General features: G+C 72.7%; 16 protein-coding genes and 1 pseudogene. 8 read left to right on the top strand and 9 right to left on the bottom strand.

Going from position 1 to position 17014, the window contains the following annotated elements; genetic code table 11:
• Positions 1-6: 6 nt before the first annotated feature.
• Genes ABD979_RS19020 through ABD979_RS19010 form a run of 3 tightly spaced genes read right to left on the bottom strand, consistent with a single transcriptional unit; the run spans position 7 to position 3832 of the window.
• Complete coding sequence (locus ABD979_RS19020; RefSeq protein WP_345509095.1) at positions 7-864, bottom strand: FAD binding domain-containing protein; 858 nt, start codon at positions 862-864, stop codon at positions 7-9.
• A complete protein-coding gene (locus tag ABD979_RS19015) occupies positions 861-3344 on the bottom strand; it encodes a xanthine dehydrogenase family protein molybdopterin-binding subunit (protein WP_345509094.1) in 2484 nt (827 codons plus the stop codon). Before ABD979_RS19015 ends, ABD979_RS19020 begins: the two co-directional genes overlap by 4 nt.
• Positions 3341-3832 (bottom strand): (2Fe-2S)-binding protein, encoded by a 492-nt coding sequence (locus ABD979_RS19010; RefSeq protein WP_345509093.1) that lies wholly within the window; start codon positions 3830-3832, stop codon positions 3341-3343. The genes ABD979_RS19015 and ABD979_RS19010 overlap by 4 nt, the downstream gene beginning before the upstream one ends.
• A 166-nt stretch (positions 3833-3998) precedes the next feature.
• Between ABD979_RS19010 and mgrA the strand changes: the two genes are divergently transcribed.
• Entirely contained in the window at positions 3999-5042 is a 1044-nt protein-coding gene (mgrA, locus tag ABD979_RS19005; protein ID WP_345509092.1) for an L-glyceraldehyde 3-phosphate reductase, read from the top strand.
• A gap of 14 nt (positions 5043-5056) precedes the next feature.
• Here the strand turns inward: mgrA and ABD979_RS19000 are convergent, their stop codons facing one another.
• Positions 5057-5626 (bottom strand): NADPH-dependent FMN reductase, encoded by a 570-nt coding sequence (locus ABD979_RS19000; protein WP_345509091.1) that lies wholly within the window; start codon positions 5624-5626, stop codon positions 5057-5059.
• A 63-nt stretch (positions 5627-5689) separates the two neighbouring features.
• On the opposite strand from ABD979_RS19000, the gene ABD979_RS18995 reads away from it, so the two are divergent.
• The 3 genes from ABD979_RS18995 (at position 5690) to ABD979_RS18985 (ending at position 7827) form a co-directional block, all read left to right on the top strand.
• Entirely contained in the window at positions 5690-6187 is a 498-nt protein-coding gene (locus tag ABD979_RS18995) for a PaaI family thioesterase (protein ID WP_345509090.1), read from the top strand.
• Between the two features lie 147 nt (positions 6188-6334).
• Complete coding sequence (locus ABD979_RS18990) at positions 6335-6880, top strand: RNA polymerase sigma factor (protein ID WP_345509089.1); 546 nt, start codon at positions 6335-6337, stop codon at positions 6878-6880.
• A gap of 56 nt (positions 6881-6936) precedes the next feature.
• Entirely contained in the window at positions 6937-7827 is an 891-nt protein-coding gene (locus ABD979_RS18985) for a hypothetical protein (RefSeq protein WP_345509088.1), read from the top strand.
• 26 nt (positions 7828-7853) lie between these two features.
• Here the strand turns inward: ABD979_RS18985 and ABD979_RS18980 are convergent, their stop codons facing one another.
• From ABD979_RS18980 to ABD979_RS18965, 4 genes are read right to left on the bottom strand one after another with little or no spacing between them, the layout of a single operon-like run.
• Complete coding sequence (locus tag ABD979_RS18980) at positions 7854-9023, bottom strand: XdhC family protein (RefSeq protein ID WP_345509087.1); 1170 nt, start codon at positions 9021-9023, stop codon at positions 7854-7856.
• Positions 9016-10125 (bottom strand): vWA domain-containing protein, encoded by a 1110-nt coding sequence (locus ABD979_RS18975; protein WP_345509086.1) that lies wholly within the window; start codon positions 10123-10125, stop codon positions 9016-9018. Before ABD979_RS18975 ends, ABD979_RS18980 begins: the two co-directional genes overlap by 8 nt.
• Positions 10122-11024, bottom strand: coding sequence for an AAA family ATPase (locus tag ABD979_RS18970; protein ID WP_345509085.1), 903 nt, complete (start codon positions 11022-11024; stop codon positions 10122-10124). The genes ABD979_RS18975 and ABD979_RS18970 overlap by 4 nt, the downstream gene beginning before the upstream one ends.
• Positions 11025-11071: 47 nt before the next feature.
• Entirely contained in the window at positions 11072-11734 is a 663-nt protein-coding gene (locus ABD979_RS18965) for a nucleotidyltransferase family protein (RefSeq protein ID WP_345509084.1), read from the bottom strand.
• Between the two features lie 47 nt (positions 11735-11781).
• Between ABD979_RS18965 and ABD979_RS18960 the strand changes: the two genes are divergently transcribed.
• Together ABD979_RS18960 and ABD979_RS18955 are read left to right on the top strand one after the other, a co-directional pair.
• Positions 11782-13056 carry a threonine/serine exporter family protein gene (locus ABD979_RS18960; RefSeq protein WP_345509083.1) on the top strand — a complete coding sequence of 425 codons (1275 nt, stop codon included), beginning with the start codon at positions 11782-11784 and terminating at the stop codon, positions 13054-13056.
• A gap of 143 nt (positions 13057-13199) precedes the next feature.
• Positions 13200-14006, top strand: a complete 807-nt coding sequence (locus tag ABD979_RS18955) for a P-loop NTPase family protein (protein WP_345509082.1) — start codon at positions 13200-13202, stop codon at positions 14004-14006.
• Between the two features lie 48 nt (positions 14007-14054).
• Here ABD979_RS18955 and ABD979_RS18950 read toward each other — a convergent pair whose 3' ends face one another.
• Positions 14055-15752 carry a ribonuclease J gene (locus ABD979_RS18950; RefSeq protein WP_345509081.1) on the bottom strand — a complete coding sequence of 566 codons (1698 nt, stop codon included), beginning with the start codon at positions 15750-15752 and terminating at the stop codon, positions 14055-14057.
• Here ABD979_RS18950 and ABD979_RS20120 point away from each other — a divergent pair.
• Positions 15643-16335: pseudogene (locus ABD979_RS20120) on the top strand (putative immunity protein); the annotation flags it as partial. The gene ABD979_RS18950 and the pseudogene ABD979_RS20120 overlap by 110 nt on opposite strands.
• Before the next feature lie 114 nt (positions 16336-16449).
• Positions 16450-16902, top strand: a complete 453-nt coding sequence (gene arr / locus ABD979_RS20115; RefSeq protein ID WP_425584011.1) for an NAD(+)--rifampin ADP-ribosyltransferase — start codon at positions 16450-16452, stop codon at positions 16900-16902.
• The last annotated feature ends 112 nt before the right edge of the window (positions 16903-17014 follow it).

Here is a 17014-nt window from a genome sequence, read left to right as displayed (position 1 = left end):
CGGGCTTCACGCTCCCGCCGCGGCGAGCACCGCGCGCCGCGTCAGCACCGTGGCGAGGTGCCGGCGGTAGTCGGAGTCGCCGTTGAGGTCGGCAGGCGGGTTCGTGCCGTCGTTGACCGTGGCGACGGCCGCGCGCACGGCCTCGTCGGTCGCGGGCTGCCCGACGAGGGCCTCCTCGACCGATCGCGCCCGCAGGGGCGTCGAGCCCATGTTCGTCAGGCCGACCCGCGCCTCGGCGATGGTGCCACCCTCGCTGCGCACCGTCGCGGCGATGCCGACGATCGACCACTGGTGGCTGACCCGCACGAACTTCTCGTAGTGCGAGCCCCACCCGGTGTGCTTGGGCACTCGGATCTGGGTCAGCAGCTCGCCCTCGCCGACGGCCGTCGTGAAGAGGTCCTCGAAGAACTCGTCGGCCGCGACGGTGCGCGTCGACCCGCCCGCCCCGGCGATGACGAGCTCGGCGCCGAGCGCGAGCGCCGGGGCCCCGACGTCACCGGCCGGGTCGGCGTGCACGAGCGCGCCGCCGATCGTGCCCCGGTGGCGGATCTGCGGGTCGGCCACCGTGGCGATGGCCTTGGACAGCAGGCCCGCGTGCGTCGACACCGCCTCGGAGGCCAGCACGTCGGCATACGTCGTCATGGCCCCGATGACGAGGTGGTCGCCGTCCTCGGTGACGCCCTGCAGCTCGGCGATGCGGCCGAGGTCGATGACGACGCCCGGCGCGTTGAGGCGCATCCGGAGGATCGGCAGGAGCGACTGGCCGCCGGCGAGCACCTTGGCCTCGTCACCGTGCTCGGCGAGCGCCGCCACGGCGTCGGCCACCGAGGTCGGGGCGAGGTAGTCGAACTGGGCGGGGATCATGGCTGGCTCCCATCGTTCGCAGCGCCGGGATCCTGGTTGGGCGCGCCCTCGTCGAAGTGCGGCTGCGCGTCGCGCTCGCCCTCGCCGGGCACCGAGCGGCCCTTCTGGATCGCCTTCCACACCCGTTCGGGCGTGCACGGCATGAGGATGTCGTTGACGCCCATCGGGCGCACGGCGTCGACGATCGCGTTGACGACCGCCGGCGTGGAGGCGATGCAGCCCGCCTCGCCGACTCCCTTGGTGCCCAAGGTGTTGTAGGTCGAGGGCGACACCGTGTGGTCGGTGACGAAGCTGATCGTGTCGGCCGACGTCGGCAGCGTGTAGTCGACGAACGAGCCGGTCACGAGGGTGCCCTGCTCGTCGTACTCCGCGCCCTCCCAGAGGGCCTGCGCGATGCCCTGGACGAGACCGCCGTGCACCTGGCCCTCGACGATGAGCGGGTTGATGATCGTGCCGATGTCGTCGACGCAGACGTACTTGCGCATCGTCGTCGCCCCGGTCTCGGTGTCGACCTCCATGGCGCACAGGTGCGTGCCGTGGGGGAAGGAGAAGTTCTCGGGGTCGAACGTCGCGTCGGCGTCGATCGAGGGCTCCATGCCGTCGGGCAGGTTGTGGCCCGTCCACGCGGCGATGGCGACCTCGGGCATCGAGATGCCCTTGTCCGTGCCCTTGACGCCGAACTTCCCGGCCGAGAACTCGATGTCGTCGACGCTCGCCTCGAGCAGGTGGGCCGCGACGACCTTGGCCTTCTCGATGACCTTGTCGGCGGCCCGGACGACGGCCTCGGCGCCCACGACGAGCGAGCGCGAGCCGTAGGTGTCCATGCCCTTGGGCGAGATCTGCGTGTCGCCGTGCAGCACCTCGACGTTCTCGAAGGGGACGCCGAGCTTGTCGGCGACGATCTGGCTCCACGCCGTCTCGTGGCCCTGGCCGTGCGGCGAGACGCCGGTGACGACCTCGACCGTGCCGGTGGCGAGCATGCGGATGCTGGCGCTCTCCCAGCCGCCGGCGCCGTAGTTGAGCGCGCCGAGGATGCGCGACGGGGCGAGGCCACACATCTCGGTGAACGTCGAGATGCCGATGCCGAGCTGGACCGGGTCGTTGCTCTCGCGGCGGCGCTGCTGCTCGGCGCGCAGCTCGTCGTAGCCGAAGAGGCCCTTCGCCTTCTCGGTGGCGGCCTCGTAGTTGCCGGAGTCGTAGGTCATGCCGGCGACCGTCGTGAACGGGAACTCGTCGTGCGTGATCCAGTTCTTCTCGCGGATCTCCATCGGGTCGACCCCGACCTCGGCCGCGAGCTCGTCCATGAGCCGCTCGATGGCGTAGGTCGCCTCGGGCCGGCCGGCACCGCGGTAGGCGTCGACCCACGTCTTGTTCGTGTAGTAGTTCGTGAGGTTGAACTGGTAGGCGTCGAACTTGTAGATGGAGTTGAACATCCACGCGCCGAGCACGGGCACGCCGCCGCCGACGAGCGCGGCATACGCCCCGAGGTCGGCCATCAGGTCGACCTTGAGCGCGGTGACGCGGCCGTCCTTCTCGGCGGCGAGCGTCAGCTTCTGCCACTGGTCGCGGCCGTGGTGGCCGCTCACCATCGTCTCGGAGCGGGTCTCGGTGTACTTGACCGGCTTGCCGAGCTTGCGGGCCACGGCGAGGGTCGCGAACTCCTCGGGGGTCGTCTGCAGCTTGCCGCCGAAGCCGCCGCCCACGTCGGGGGCGATGACGCGGATCTTCGACTCCGGCAGGCCGGTCGTCGCGGCGATGCAGAAGCGCAGCACGTGCGGCACCTGCGTGGCCGACCACATCGTCACCTGCTCGCCGGTCGGGTCGACGACGGTCGAGCGCGGCTCCATGAAGGCCGGGATGAGGCGCTGCTGGCGGTACTCGCGCTCGATGACGATGCCGCTCTCGCGGGCCTTGGCGATCGCCTCCTCGACGTCGCCGCCGCTGCCCTGACCGGCCGAGTCGAGCTGCCACGTGGCGCTCGTGTTCGTGCCGAGGCTCGGGTGCGCGAGCACCTCGTCCTTGGCGGCCTCCTTGAGGTCGAGCACCGCGGGCAGCTCGTCGTAGTCGACGTCGACGAGCTCGGCGGCGTCACGGGCCGCCGCGGACGACCGGGCCGCGACGACGGCGACGATCTCACCGGCGTGCGCCACGTGCGAGACGGCGACGGGGAGGTGGTCGGGCGTCTTCTGCTCGGCCGAGACCGGCCACGCGGTGATGTTGACGCCCTGGATGTCCTTGAGGTCCTCGCCGGTGAAGACGCCGATGACGCCGGGGGCCGACTTCGCCTCGGAGACGTCGATGGCGCTGATGGTCGCGTGCGCGAACGGGCTGCGCACCATGGCGAGGTGCAGCATGCCGGGCAGCTGGATGTTGTCGGTCCAGCGCGTGCGGCCGGTGATGAGGCGCTGGTCCTCCTTGCGGCGGCGCGCCTTGCCGATCTCGGGCGTGGCCTCGGCGGGCCGGTCGTCGGTGACGGTCATGACGACACCGCCTGCGAGCTCGCGCCGCTCATCGTGCCCGCCGCCTGCTGCACGGCCTTGACGATGTTGTGGTAGCCGGTGCAGCGGCAGAGGTTGCCCTCGAGGCCCTCGCGGATCTCCTGCTCGCTCGGGTCCGGGTTGTTCTTCAGCACGTCGCAGGCCTGCATGATCATGCCCGGCGTGCAGTAGCCGCACTGGAGGGCATGGCACTCGTGGAACGCCTGCTGGACCGGGTGGAGCTCGCCGTTCTCGGCGAGCCCCTCGATCGTCGTCACCTCGTGGCCGTCCGCCTGGACGGCGAGGACGTTGCACGACTTGACGCTCGTGCCGTCGAGATGGACGGTGCAGGCGCCGCAGTTGCTCGTGTCGCACCCGATCACCGTCCCCGTCTTGCCGAGGTTCTCGCGAAGGTACTGGACCAGAAGGGTCCTGGGCTCGACCTCGTCGGAGTAGCTCACTCCGTCGACGGTCACGGAAATGCGGGTCATGCGCTCGTCCTCCCTGCCACGCTGCAGTTGACTTGCCGGTTGACTTCTCAGGCGACTTCCCCGAGGCGAGTCTTACTCGGGTTCAACTACTTCACAAGGGGAACGCCGGAACCGCGGGCGAGACCCGCCTTTCGCGGTGCACGCAATGCAGACGAGACTGGGGCACATGACTCTTCACGCCGACGACTACCAGGCCGACCGCAGCCGCTACGACTCGATGACCTACCGCCGCACGGGCCGCTCCGGGCTCGACCTGCCCGCCGTGTCGCTCGGGCTGTGGCACAACTTCGGCGACGACGTGCCCCTCGAGCGCCAGCGCGCCACGCTGCGCCGCGCCTTCGACCTCGGCGTCACGCACTTCGACCTCGCCAACAACTACGGCCCGCCCTACGGCAGCGCCGAGCGCAACTTCGGCGCCATCTACGCCCAGGACTTCAAGCGCTACCGCGACGAGCTGATCCTCTCGACGAAGGCCGGCTACGACATGTGGCCGGGCCCGTACGGCCAGGGCGGCGGCAGCCGGAAGTACGTGCTCGCCTCTCTCGACCAGTCGCTCGCGCGGATGGGCGTCGACTACGTCGACATCTTCTACTCCCACCGCTTCGACGAGACGACGCCGCTCGAGGAGACGATGGGTGCGCTCGACACCGCGGTCCGCTCGGGCAAGGCCCTGTATGCCGGCATCTCGAGCTACTCGGGCCCGCGCACGGCCGAGGCGGTGGCGATCCTGCGCGACCTCGGCACGCCGCTGCTCATCCACCAGCCGAGCTACTCGATGCTGAACCGCTGGGTCGAGGAGGACCTGCTCGACGTGCTCGGCGAGGAGGGCGTCGGCTGCATCGCGTTCAGCCCGCTCGCGCAGGGCATGCTGACCGACAAGTACCTGGACGGCGTGCCGGAGGGCTCGCGCGCCTCGCAGGACAAGTCGCTCTCGACCGACCTGCTGACCGAGCAGAACCTCACGCACATCCGCGCGCTCAACGAGATGGCGAAGCAGCGCGGGCAGTCGCTCGCGCAGATGGCGCTGGCCTGGATCCTGCGCGACGAGCGGGTGACGTCGGTGCTCATCGGCGCGTCGTCGGTGGGGCAGCTCGAGAACAGCCTCGGCTCGCTCGACAACCTCGAGTTCAGCCAGGACGAGCTCGACACCATCGACCAGCACGCCGTCGAGGGCGGCATCAACCTCTGGAGGACCTCCAGCGCCCACTGACGCCGGCAGCCCCGTCAGTCACGGGGGAGGACCGTGAGCACGCGCTCGACGTGGTCGCGGAACTCCTGCATGAAGTCGGTGAGGAACTCGCGCATCGACTCGTCGGTGACGCTGCCGTCGTCGGCGATGGCGCCGGGCTCGAGTCGGATGTAGGCCTCGGGCGAGGTCATCTGGCGCGCGTTGCAGAAGCTGAGCACGGCGCGGAGGCTCTGCTGCGCGAGGGCAGTGCCGATCTGGCCGGGCGAGGCGCCGATGACGGCGGCCGGCACGTGGTTGAAGGAGTTCTCGCCCCACGGGCGCGAGGCCCAGTCGATGGCGTTCTTCAGGGCGCCGGGGATCGAGCGGTTGTACTCCGGCGTCACGAAGAGCACCGCCGACGAGGCCGCGATGGCCTCCTTGAGGGCGCGCGCCTCGGCGGGGTAGTCGCTGTCGAAGTCGGGGCTGTAGAGCGGCAGGTTGCCGATCGGGATCTCGGTGAACTCGAGGTCGTCGGGCGCGAGCGCGATGAGCGCCTGCGCGAGCGTCCGGTTGAGCGAGGTCGATGACAGGCTGCCGACGAAGTAGCCGACCTGGTACGTGCTCATGAGCGTCCTCCTCGGTGCGGGAGCCGTGTCGGGTGCCCTACCCGTCCCGCGTAGGTTGAGCGTATGCCGGATGCACCCGTCGACGTCGACCGTGACCTCCCGCTCAGCATCCAGGAGCGGCTCTACCCGAACCTGCCGTGCTTCGGCTGCGGGCCGGGCAACGCCAAGGGCCTGCAGCTGCGGAGCCACCCGCTGGGCTCGGGCGGAGCCGACGGCGTGGTCGCGTCGTTCACGCCGTGGCCCGAGCACGACAACGGCCTCGGCTTCCTCAACGGCGGCATCATCGGCACGGTGCTCGACTGCCACAGCGCGGCCGCGGTCATGCTCGAGGCCGAGCGGCAGGGCTGGCCGCCGCTGCCCGGGGCCGACCTGTCCTACGTGACGGCCGGGCTCGACGTGCGCTACCTGCGGCCGGCCCCGCTGCACGACACGGTCGAGCTGCACGCCGTCGTCACCGAGGCGGACGAGCCGCAGATGACGGTGCGGGTCGAGCTCCGCTTCGACGGCAAGGTGCGCGCCGAGGCGACGGCCCTCTGGAAGCGCTGGCGCCCCCGCGCCTGACGCGGCGGCTGCGGTCACCCCCAGGCGCTCGCGTCCTGCTCCGGAAGACGGAGCAGCTTCCGACCTGTCGACGGGTCAGCAGGATGTGTCAACCTTTGGGGAGCGCGAGCGACTTCACCTCTGACACACGGTTGCTCGGAGGTGGGCATGGCCACGGAACAGGTCCGCGCGGGCCAGAGGACGCCAGGAGCCAGGGAGCAGGCCCTGACCGGCCTCTTCCGGTCCCACTGCGTCGAGCTCGTGCGGCTGGCCTACGTCCTCCTCGGCGATCGTGGCCGCGCCGAGGAGGCGGTCCAGGAGGTCTACCTCTCGCTGTTCCGCGCGTGGCCGCCGCGCAACGAGGGCTCGGCTCTCGCCTACCTGCGCGCCGGTGTCATCAACCAGTGCCGGTCCGACCAGCGACGTGCCGTCCGTGCACGGCGCGGTGACCCGCTCCTGCGCGCCAGTCTCACGTGGGGGCAGCCGACGTCCGACGCCGCCGCCGAGGCGGTGGCGCACGACGAGGCCGGACGACTCGCGGAGCAGGTGCGTCAGCTGCCCCGACGTCAGCGGGAGGTCATCACCTGCCGCTACTACCTCCAGCTGAGCGAGAAGGAGACCGCGGCCCTGCTCGAGATCGGCGTCGGCTCGGTGAAACGGCATGCGCACCGTGGTCTGGCCACGCTGCAGGCACGACTGGAGGGATCCCGATGAGCACGACCGAGCGCCGTGTCAGCGAGCTGCTGCACGCGTATGGGGAGGAACTCCAGATGACCGACCACGACATCGAGCGGCTCGAGCAGGACATCGAGCGGCAGCACGCCCACGACCGAACCGTGCGCACGCGCACCGCGCGCACCACTCCCATCGTGCAGGCAGCCGTCGCCGCCTGCGCGGTGGCCGGCGTCGTGCTCGGCATCCTCGCCCTGCGCGACCGTCCGGCGCCGGCGCCGTCAGGTCCACCACCGGTGCCGACGAGCCAGCTGGCCGGCATCTGGCGCCTCGACGACGGCTCGGGCTGGCTGTGGAGGTTCACCCCCGACGGCAAGCTCCTCCAGTCGCGCTCGCCCGACCTGCTCACGGCCACCGTGCCGTCCGACGCGTCGGCGGTGCGGCCGGCACCGGGCGGCTTCGTCGTGCAGGACCCCGCTGACGACCCTGCGTGCGTCGGCAGCTGGACCGCGACCATCTCGACCGAGGGCCGCCTCGTGGCGCGGGAACCGGACGAGACGGGGGCGTGCCCGGGCGACAACGGGGTCGTCGACCCTCCGGCCGCCCCGTGGCTGCTGACCCGGGTGTCGCCGGTGTCGGCCGCGGGAGCGGCCATCGTGCCGGGCAAGACCGTGTGGCAGCCACGGGCGGTGCGGGACCCGGCCTTCCTCACGGGGACGTGGCTCCTCCGTGGCACCGGCACCCTGCTGACGGTGGACGCCTCCGCCGCATACGCGGTGCAGGACCTCGGCACCGGCGGCGGCGCCGTGACGGGGACCGTCGCCGTCGGCACCGACGGCACCGTGACGTTCACGCCGAAGGGCTCCACCTCGTGCCCAGCCACCTACGCATCAGCGACCTACAGCGAGACCCAGCTCGACATCGCCCTCGCCACGGGCAGCTGCGGGCGCCTGGGCGGCTCGACCGACAGCTGGGTCCGCCTCAACTGACGGGCAGGGGGCCGGCGGCCGACTCCTCAGTGCCCGAGCGGGTTGTCGTGCGCGGGGTGGTGGTGGTGGATCGGGCCGTCGGTCGCGGCGAGCCGGTCTCCGGCGCCGCCCCAGCGCAGCGCGATGATCTCGGCGGCGATCGAGACGGCGGTCTCCTCGGGGGTGCGGGCGCCGAGGTCGAGGCCGATGGGCGAGCTCATCCGGGCCAGCTCGTCGTCGGTGAGGCCCGCCTCGCGGAGGCGCTCAAGCCGGTCCTCGTGGGTGCGGCGCGAGCCCATGGCGCCGATGTAGGCGACGTCGGGCAGGCGCAGCGCCACCTCGAGGAGCGGCACGTCGAACTTCGGGTCGTGGGTGAGCACCGCGATGACGGTGCGGCCGTCGACGCGGCCCTCGTCGACCTCGGTCTGGAGGTAGTCGTGCGGCCACTTGACGACGACCTCGTCGGCGCCGGGGAAGCGCGTCTTCGTCGCGAAGACCGGGCGGGCGTCGCAGACGGTGACGTGGTAGCCGAGGAAGCTGCCGACCCGGGCGACGGCGGCCGCGAAGTCGATGGCGCCGAAGACGAGCATCCGCGGCTTCGGGGCGTGCGCCGCGACGAAGACGCGCATGCCCTCACCGCGCCGCTCGCCGTCGGGACCGTACGTCAAGATCGCCGAACGCCCTTGTGCGAGAAGGCCCCTCGCGTCATCGCGCACGGCGTCGTCAGCACGGCCACTGCCGAGCGAGCCGAGGATCGACTCGTCCTCGTCGCCCTCGGCCTCGGGGTGCACGACGACCCGCCGGCCCACCCACGTCGGCTCCGGGTGCTCGATGACGGTGACGACGGCGACGGGGCGGCCGGCCGCGACGTCGGCGGCGACCTCGCCGAGCTCGGGGAAGGTTTCCCGTGAAACCTTCTCGACGAAGACGTCGAGGATGCCGCCGCAGGTGAGCCCGACGGCATACGCGTCGTCGTCGCTGACGCCGTAGCGCTGGAGCACGGGGTCGCCCGACGCGACGACCTCCTGGGCCAGCTCGTAGACGGCGCCCTCGACGCAGCCTCCGGAGACGGAGCCGACGGCCTCGCCGCCGGGGCCGACGAGCATCGAGGCGCCGGCCTGGCGCGGCGCCGAGCGCCACGTGCCGACGACGGTGCCGACGCCGACGGTCTCGCCGGCCGACCACCACTGCATCAGCTCGTCCATCACCTCACGCACGGGCCACCACCTCGATCAGCTCCTCGAACGCCGCGAGCGAGTGCCCCGCGACGAAGTCGTCGATGTGCGGCAGGGCCGCGACGATCCCCTGCTGCACCGGCTCGTAGCCGAGCTTGCCGCGGTGCGGGTTGGCCCACACGACGCGGTGCGAGAGCGCGGCGAGCCGGCGCATCTGCTCGCCGAGCGCCTCGGGGCCCTCGCGCTCCCAGCCGTCGGAGAAGACGACGACGACCGACCCGCGTGCCATGCCGCGCCGACCCCAGCGGTCGAGGAACGCACCGATGGCCTCGCCGAGGCGGGTGCCGCCCGACCAGTCGGGCACGACGCGGCCGGCGGCGGCGAGCGCCCGGTCGGGGTCGCGCTCGGTGAGGGCCCGGGTCACGTGGGTCAGGCGGGTACCCATGGTGAAGACCTCGACGTGCGGCACCGTGCGCACGAAGACGTGCGCGAGACGCAGGAGGCTGTCGGCATACGGGCTCATCGACCCGGAGACGTCGACGAGCAGCACGATGCGGCGCGGGCGGGTGCCGCGGCGACGGTGGTGGATGCGGCCGGGCTCGCCCATGCGGCGCAGCTGCTCGCGCAGGGTGGCGGGGCCGTCGACGGTGCCGCTGCTCGCACGGACGTGCCGGCGGGCGCGGCGCATCGGCGAGCGCGGGTCGAGGCCGGCGAAGAGGCGTGCGGCGGCAGCGCGGTCGGCCGCGCTCAGGGTCGCGACGTCGCGGTGGCGCAGCACCTCCTGCGCGCTCGACTGCGCCTCGAGGGTGTCGTCCTCGGCGTCGCCGCCATCGCCCTCGCCGTCGTCGAGGGGCGCCTGGCGCACGGGCGGGCGCTGCACGTCGACGGGGCGGCCCTTGGGGATGTCCTCGCCGCCGAACCAGCGCTCGAAGAGCTCGTCGTAGGCCGGGAAGTCCGCGGGCGTGCTCGTCAGGGTCGAGCGCCCGGCCCAGTAGACGCCGGCGCGCTCACCCATGCCGACGGTCGCGGCGGCGACGAGGAAGGTGCGCTCGCGGTCGGCCGTGACGTGCACGCCTGCCGCGCGCAGGGCCCGGGCGAAGCCGAGGAGCAGCTCGTCGGGCTGGGGGTCGGCAGCACGGATCATGCGGTGAGGAGCTTGTCGAGCGAGGCCCGGATGCGTTCGGAGTCCTCGCGGTACTTGAGGGCCGCACCGAGGGTCGCGGCGGCGACCTCGGGGTCGAGGCGCGTGGCGCCGACGGTCTCGAGCGCACGCGCCCAGTCGAGCGTCTCGGCGACGCCTGGGGGCTTGATGAGCTCGCCGCTCGTGCGCAGGCGCTGGACGAGGGTGACGACCTGCTTGGCGAGCGTCGCGCTCACCTCGGGCAGGCGCGTGCGCACGATCTCGAGCTCGCGGGCGAGGCCGGGGTGGTCGATCCAGTGGTAGAGGCAGCGCCGCTTGAGCGCGTCGTGCAGCTCGCGGGTGCGGTTGGAGGTCAGCACGACGATCGGCGGGGTCGTGGCGGCGACGGTGCCGAGCTCGGGGATCGTCACCTGCCAGGTGGAGAGCACCTCGAGGAGGAAGGCCTCGAACTCGTCGTCGGCGCGGTCGATCTCGTCGATGAGCAGCACGCAGGGGGCTTCGCGCAGGGCCTGGAGCACCGGGCGGGCGAGCAGGAAGCGCTCGTCGAAGAGCTCTGCCTCGAGCGCGGCCGTGTCGGTGGGGCCCGCGTCGTGCTGCGCGTCACGGCTCAGGGCCTCGACGGTGCGCAGGTGCAGGATCTGGCGCGGGAAGTCCCAGTCGTAGAGGGCCTGCGTCGCGTCGATGCCCTCGTAGCACTGGAGGCGGATGAGCCTGAGGTCGAGGGCCTGGGCGAGCCCCTCGGCGAGGGCCGTCTTGCCGGTGCCGGGCTCGCCCTCGAGCAGGATCGGCCGGTTCAGCCGGGTCGCGAGGAAGGTGATCGTCGCGAGCGCCTCGTCGGCGAGATAGCCCGTGCCGCCCAGGGCGGTCGTGACGTCGTCGGCACTGGCGAACAGGTGATCCATGACCGCAGCATTGCTGATGAACCCGCCATGCGGAAGCGCGGGGCGTCCTAACGGGACGCGTCGAGCTCGTCGGGGGTGTCGACGTCGCGCCCCGTGGCGAGGTCGCCGCACTCGACCAGCTCGTGCGGCGTGGCCCGGAAGTGGTGCCGGGCGCCGTGGTCACCCGTGGCCGAGGCGACGACGGCCTCCCAGTGGTCGCGGCCGATGAGGGCCGGGTGGCCGGGCACGCCGCCGTATGCCGCCCGGCGCAGGGCCGCTCGCAGCCCGCCGTCCGCGGGACGGGCGTCGAGCACGCGGGCGACGACCTCGGGCGTCAGGTCGGGGAGGTCGACGAGGGTGACGAGCACGGCGTCGACGCAGCCTTCGCCCTCGTGGGTCGAACGGGTGAGGGCGGTGAGGCCGGCGCGGAGGGAGGCGCCCATGCCCTGGTCCCAGTCGTGGCAGGCGACGACGTCGATGTCCCGACCGAGCGCGGTGACGATGGCGGTGACCTCCTCGGCGGCCGCTCCGACGACGACGGTCGTGCCGGAGCAGCCGCCCGCGTGCAGGAGCGAGACGGCGCGCTCGACGAGGGTGGGCTCGTCCGGGTGTCGCCGGACGAGCGCCTTGGGCCCACCCATCCGCCGCCCGGCACCCGCGGCGAGCACCAGGCCGCGCACGTGGGGAGCACGCCCGTGCACGGCGGCAGGGTTCCCGTTGGACTCGGTCACGGTGGGAACCTACCGGTCGGATCGCCGGCGCCGGGCATGATGACGCCATGCAGCCCCACGCGGAACTCGATCCGTACACCGAGGCGCGCGCGCTGCTCTCCGAGCTCGGGACGGCGATGATCGCGACCGGCCAGCCGGTGCAGGAGATCGAGGAGGAGCTCGCCGAGGTGGGCGCCCGGCTCGGCTACCCGGACGTGCAGACCGCCGTCGGGCCCACCGGGCTCATGGTCACGCTCACGCCCGGCGGCGCGAGCACCTATCGAGCCGCCGTGGCCGGCCTGCGCCTCCACCAGGCGGCGAGCGTCCGCCTCATCCGCCACCAGCTGCTCCACCGCGAGCTGACGGTCCAGCAGGCGCGTGACGAGCTCGCCGCCACCGCGAAGCGCCCCGTCCAGCAGCCGACGTGGCTCGTCGCCCTCGCCTGGCCGGTCCTCGCCGTCGGCATCGCGCTCATCCTCCAGCCCGGCTGGGCCAACGTCGCCGCCGCCGCGGCCTGCGCCCTCATCGTGCTCGTCCTCGTCCAGCTGGCCGAGCGCTACGAGGTGGTCAAGGCCCTGCTGCCGACCCTGGCGGCGTTCGCCGTGTCGCTGGCCGTCTTCGGTGCCGCCGACGCGGGCCTGCTCGAGGGCCCGCTCCGCACCGTGCTCCCACCGCTCGCCGTCCTCCTGCCCGGCGCGCTCGTCGTCAACGGGATGTCCGAGCTCGCGGCCGGTCACATGCAGGCCGGCTCGGCCCGCCTCGCCTACGGCCTGAGCCAGCTCGGCCTCTTCGCCCTCGGCCTGCTGATGGCCACGACCCTGCTCCGGGTCCCGACGACGACCCTCGCCAACGTGCGCGTCGACGAGATCGGCTGGGCCGGCGCCCCGGTCGGGCTGGTCCTCATCGGCGCGAGCATCTGCCTCATGGAGGGCGTGCCGCTGCGCCTGCAGGGCTGGGTGCTGCTCGTGCTCGGCCTCGCCTTCGCGGCGCAGGTGGCGGGCCAGGAGCTCGGCTCCATCGCCCTCGGCGGCTTCGTCGGCGCCATCGCGGCCAGCCTCGGCGCGAGCGTCGTCGAGCTGCGCCGCCCCCTGCTGCCGCGCCTCGTGCTCTTCCTCCCCGCCTTCTGGCTGCTCGTGCCGGGCAGCCTCGGCCTCGTCGGGGTCACCGAGCTCGCCGCGGGGCGCGAGTCGGTCACCGACGTCGCGCTCGGCCTGCTCGGGGTCGCCATCGCCATCTCGCTCGGCCTGCTCGTCGGGTCGTCGGTCGGCCGCGCCCTGCGCGGCCGGCTCGCGGCTCCCGTCCCGGACGAGGCCACCTCGCCACCCGTGGCCACGGCGGACTAGAGTCGCACCTGCAACACCCTGTCCTCTCGCCAGGACGGGGTGTTGTTCGTTGCCCCCGGGTGCGGGCACCGCCGTCATGGGTACGGACCGTAGGCTCTAGGGGCCACCTGGCACCTGTGACCAGCCACGCCGAGGAGCCACCCGTGTCTCAGACCTCATCCCGGATCAGGACGATCCTGCCGACGTCGAGTCGCACCGCCCTCGGCGCCACCGTCGCCACCGGCCTGCTGACGGCCCTCGCGCAGGCCCCCGAGCGCCTGGGACGGCTGCTCCGCGACCGCTACCCGATGGTCGCCGTCACCGGCATGACCGGCGTCGGCAAGAGCCAGCTCGTCGACCGCCTGACCCGCCGCTCGACCGACGACGCCGTCGCCGAGGTGGGCTCGGCCGTCATGGAGCGGCGCACCCGCAAGGGCGCCCGGCTGCACGGCTTCCGCTTCCTCGTCGTGCCCGGCGACAACGCCGCCACCCGCCTGGGCGCCCTCGACGAGGTCTTCCACGACGAGCCCGTCGACGGCGTCATCCACGTCGTCGCCAACGGTCACGCCACCCCGCGCCGCGCGGGCGGCACCACGGGCACCGCGAGCGCCACCCGCGAGGAGCAGCTCGCCGCCGAGCTCGAGGACTGGTCGATCACCGCGCACCGCATCGCCTCGATGGCCGTGCGCCGCTCCAAGCCGATCTTCCTCATCATCGCGGTGACGAAGACCGACCTCTACCCGCACGACATCGACGAGGTCGTGCGCTACTACTCCCCGGGCAGCGGTTCGCCCTTCGGCGACCGGATCGACGCCCTGCGCGCGCTCGCCGGCGGCGCGAAGCTCTCGGTCGACGTGCTCCCGGTGTCGAGCCAGGGCGGCGACAAGAAGGCCCCGCTGCCCGACAAGCAGGCCGGCGCCATGGTCGACAAGCTCGCCGACCGGCTCGGTCAGCTCAGCGGCCACGCCTGACCGAGCCCTCCGGAGAGGGCCCGGCCGGGCGGCGGCTCAGGCGTCGGCTCAGGCGTCGACGATGACCGGGATGATGAGCGGGCTGCGACGGTGCTGGCGCTGCGCCCAGCTCGCCGCGGCCCGGCGCACCAGCTCCTCGACCTGCTCGAGGTCCTCGATGCCGTCCTGGCTCGCCTTCGTCAGCGCCTTCTGGATCGCCGGCGTGGCGGCCGAAAAGTCCATGACGTCCGGCGTGAAACCGTGCGCGAGGTAGTCCGGCTTCTCCGTGAGCTTGCCCGTGTCGGGGTCGACGATGCAGACGATCGTGACGACGCCCTCCTCGGCGAGCGTGCGCCGCACGTGCAGCGTCTCCTCGGTCGTGCCGCCGACGTTCATCGAGTCGACGTAGACGAGCCCGGCCGGCACGGTGCCCACGACGCGGGCCCGGCCGCCGACGAGGTCGATGACGCTGCCGTCCTGGGCGATGAGCGCCCGCTCCGGGTCGAGGCCGGTGCGGATCGCGATCTCGGCGTTCGCCTTGAGGTGGCGCCACTCGCCGTGGACCGGCAGGGCGTTCGTCGGCCGGATGATGTTGTAGCAGTAGGCGAGCTCGCCGGCGCTGGCGTGGCCCGAGACGTGCACCTTGGCGTTGCCCTTGTGCACGACGTTGGCCCCGAGCCGGGTCAGCTCGTTGATGACGCGGTAGATCGCGTTCTCGTTGCCCGGGATGAGCGAGCTCGCCATGAGCACGGTGTCGCCCTCGACGATGCTCACCGGGTGGTCGCGGTTCGCCATCCGGGCGAGAGCGGCCATCGGCTCGCCCTGCGAGCCCGTCGCGATGATCGTCATCTGGTCGGCGCGCAGCCGGTCGAGCGCCTTGAGGTCCTTGACGACGAGGCCGTCGGGGATGGTGAGGTAGCCGAGCTCGCGGGCGATGCCCATGTTGCGCACCATCGACCGGCCGACGAAGGCCACCTTGCGGCCGTGGCGCTGGGCGGCGTCCAGCACCTGCTGGATGCGGTGCACGTGACTCGCGAAGCTCGACACGATGACGCGGCCCGTCGTCGTGCGGAAGACGGCGTCGATGGCCGGGGAGAGCTCGCCCTCGGAGACGGTGAAGCCAGGCACCTCGGCGTTCGTCGAGTCGGCGAGGAAGAGGTCGACGCCCTCCTCGCCGAGGCGGGCGAAGGCACGCAGGTCGGTGACCCGGCGGTCGAGCGGGAACTGGTCCATCTTGAAGTCGCCCGTGCACAGCACGAGGCCCGCCGCCGTGCGGATCGCCACGGCGAGCCCGTCCGGGATGGAGTGGTTGACGGCCACGAACTCGCAGTCGAAGGTGCCGAACGTGCGCCGGTCGCCCTCCTTGACCTCCACCGTCACCGGCGTGATGCGGTGCTCGACGAGCTTGGCCTCGATGAGCGCGAGGGTGAGGCGTGAGCCGACGAGCGGGATGTCGGGCCGCTCGCGCAGCAGGTAGGGCACGCCGCCGATGTGGTCCTCGTGGCCGTGCGTCAGCACGATCGCGTCGATCTTGTCGAGGCGGTCCCGGATCCACGTGAAGTCGGGGATGATGACGTCGACGCCCGGCTGGGACTCGTCGGGGAAGAGCACCCCGCAGTCGACGACGAGCAGCCGGCCGGCGTGCTCGAACACCGTCATGTTGCGGCCGATCTCGCCCAGACCGCCCAGCGGGACGACCCGCAGCCCGTCCTTCGGCAGGGCCGGCAGCGCGTCACCGCTCCGGCGACGCGGCCCCCGCCGGCTCATCGCCGGACCTCGGTCGCGGACCCCGCGTTCGGCAGGGGACTGGGGTGGTGCGACGGGATGTTCACGGGGTTCTCCGAGCTTGGGTCTGGCGACGGGCGCGTCGGCCCCGGTGGGACCCACGCCCTCATCGTGGCAGGAATGGCGCGCGCGAGCACAAACGCCCCTCCGGACGAGGCTGGTTGGCATACTCGGTGGGATGCCGAACGCCACCGGTGAGCTCGAGCTGACCACCGACGAGCTGCGGGCCGTCGTCGCGTATGCCGTCGCCTGCGCCGAGCCCACCCTCGTCCTCTTCGAGCGGGCCGAGCCTGACGACCCGCGCCCCGCGGCCGCGCTCGACGCGGCCCGCGCCTTCGCCCGCGGAGGCAGGCGCACGCGCCTGCAGCGCACCGCCGCCACCGACGCGCACCGGGCCGGGAGGGAGGCGCCGACCGACCCGGCCCGGCACGCGGCGACTGCTGCGGGCGACGCGTGCGCGGCGGCATACCTGCACCCACTGGCACGAGCGACGCAGGTGCGCCACATCCTGGGTGCGGCGGCCCACGCCGCCCGCGCGGCCGAGCTCGCGCGCGGCGACGACCCCGTGGTGGCGGAGTACATGCTCGACGCTGCGGCGAAGCGGGCCACGCCGGAGCTGCTCGACGTGCTCGACCGCTACCCGCGGGCACCGCACGGGCGCACCCGGGTGGCCGAGCTCATGACCCGGCTCGACTGCCTGCTCCGCGACCCGCGCCCGACGCCGCGCGTCGTCGAGGACCCCGGACCCTTCTTCCACGGGACGCGCGCCGACGTCGCCGTGGGCGACCTGCTGACCCCGGGCTGGCTCACCAACTACGGCTCGGGCCGGGTCTCGAAACACGTCTACATCACCGCCAGCGAGAACGGCGCCCCGCTCGCGGCCGAGCTGGCGCGGGGCGACGGACCGCCGCGCGTCTACCGCGTCGAGCCGCTGGGCACGATCGAGGACGACCCGAACGTCACCGACAAGCGCTTCCCCGGCAACCCGACCCGCTCCTATCGCACGACCGAGCCGCTGCGCGTCGTCGAGGAGGTGCTCGGCTGGGAGCCCCCGTCGCCGGAGGTCGTCGAGCGCATCCGGGCCCACACGGGCGAGCTGGCCGAGCTCGGCATCGAGGCCATGGACGACTGAGCCGCTCCCTCGTCGTCCGCGGGAGGGCCGGTCGGGGACGGATGACGCACCTTCGGGGGTGGACGGCCCACCTGGAGCACAGGCCCAGCGGTCACCGCACCGGAAGGTGCGT

The organism is Terrabacter aeriphilus (genome assembly GCF_039542985.1).
Taxonomy (GTDB): Bacteria; Actinomycetota; Actinomycetes; order Actinomycetales; family Dermatophilaceae; genus Terrabacter; species Terrabacter aeriphilus.
Note: the sequence above shows the minus strand (reverse complement) of the source record. Positions and strands in the feature narration are given on the sequence as shown.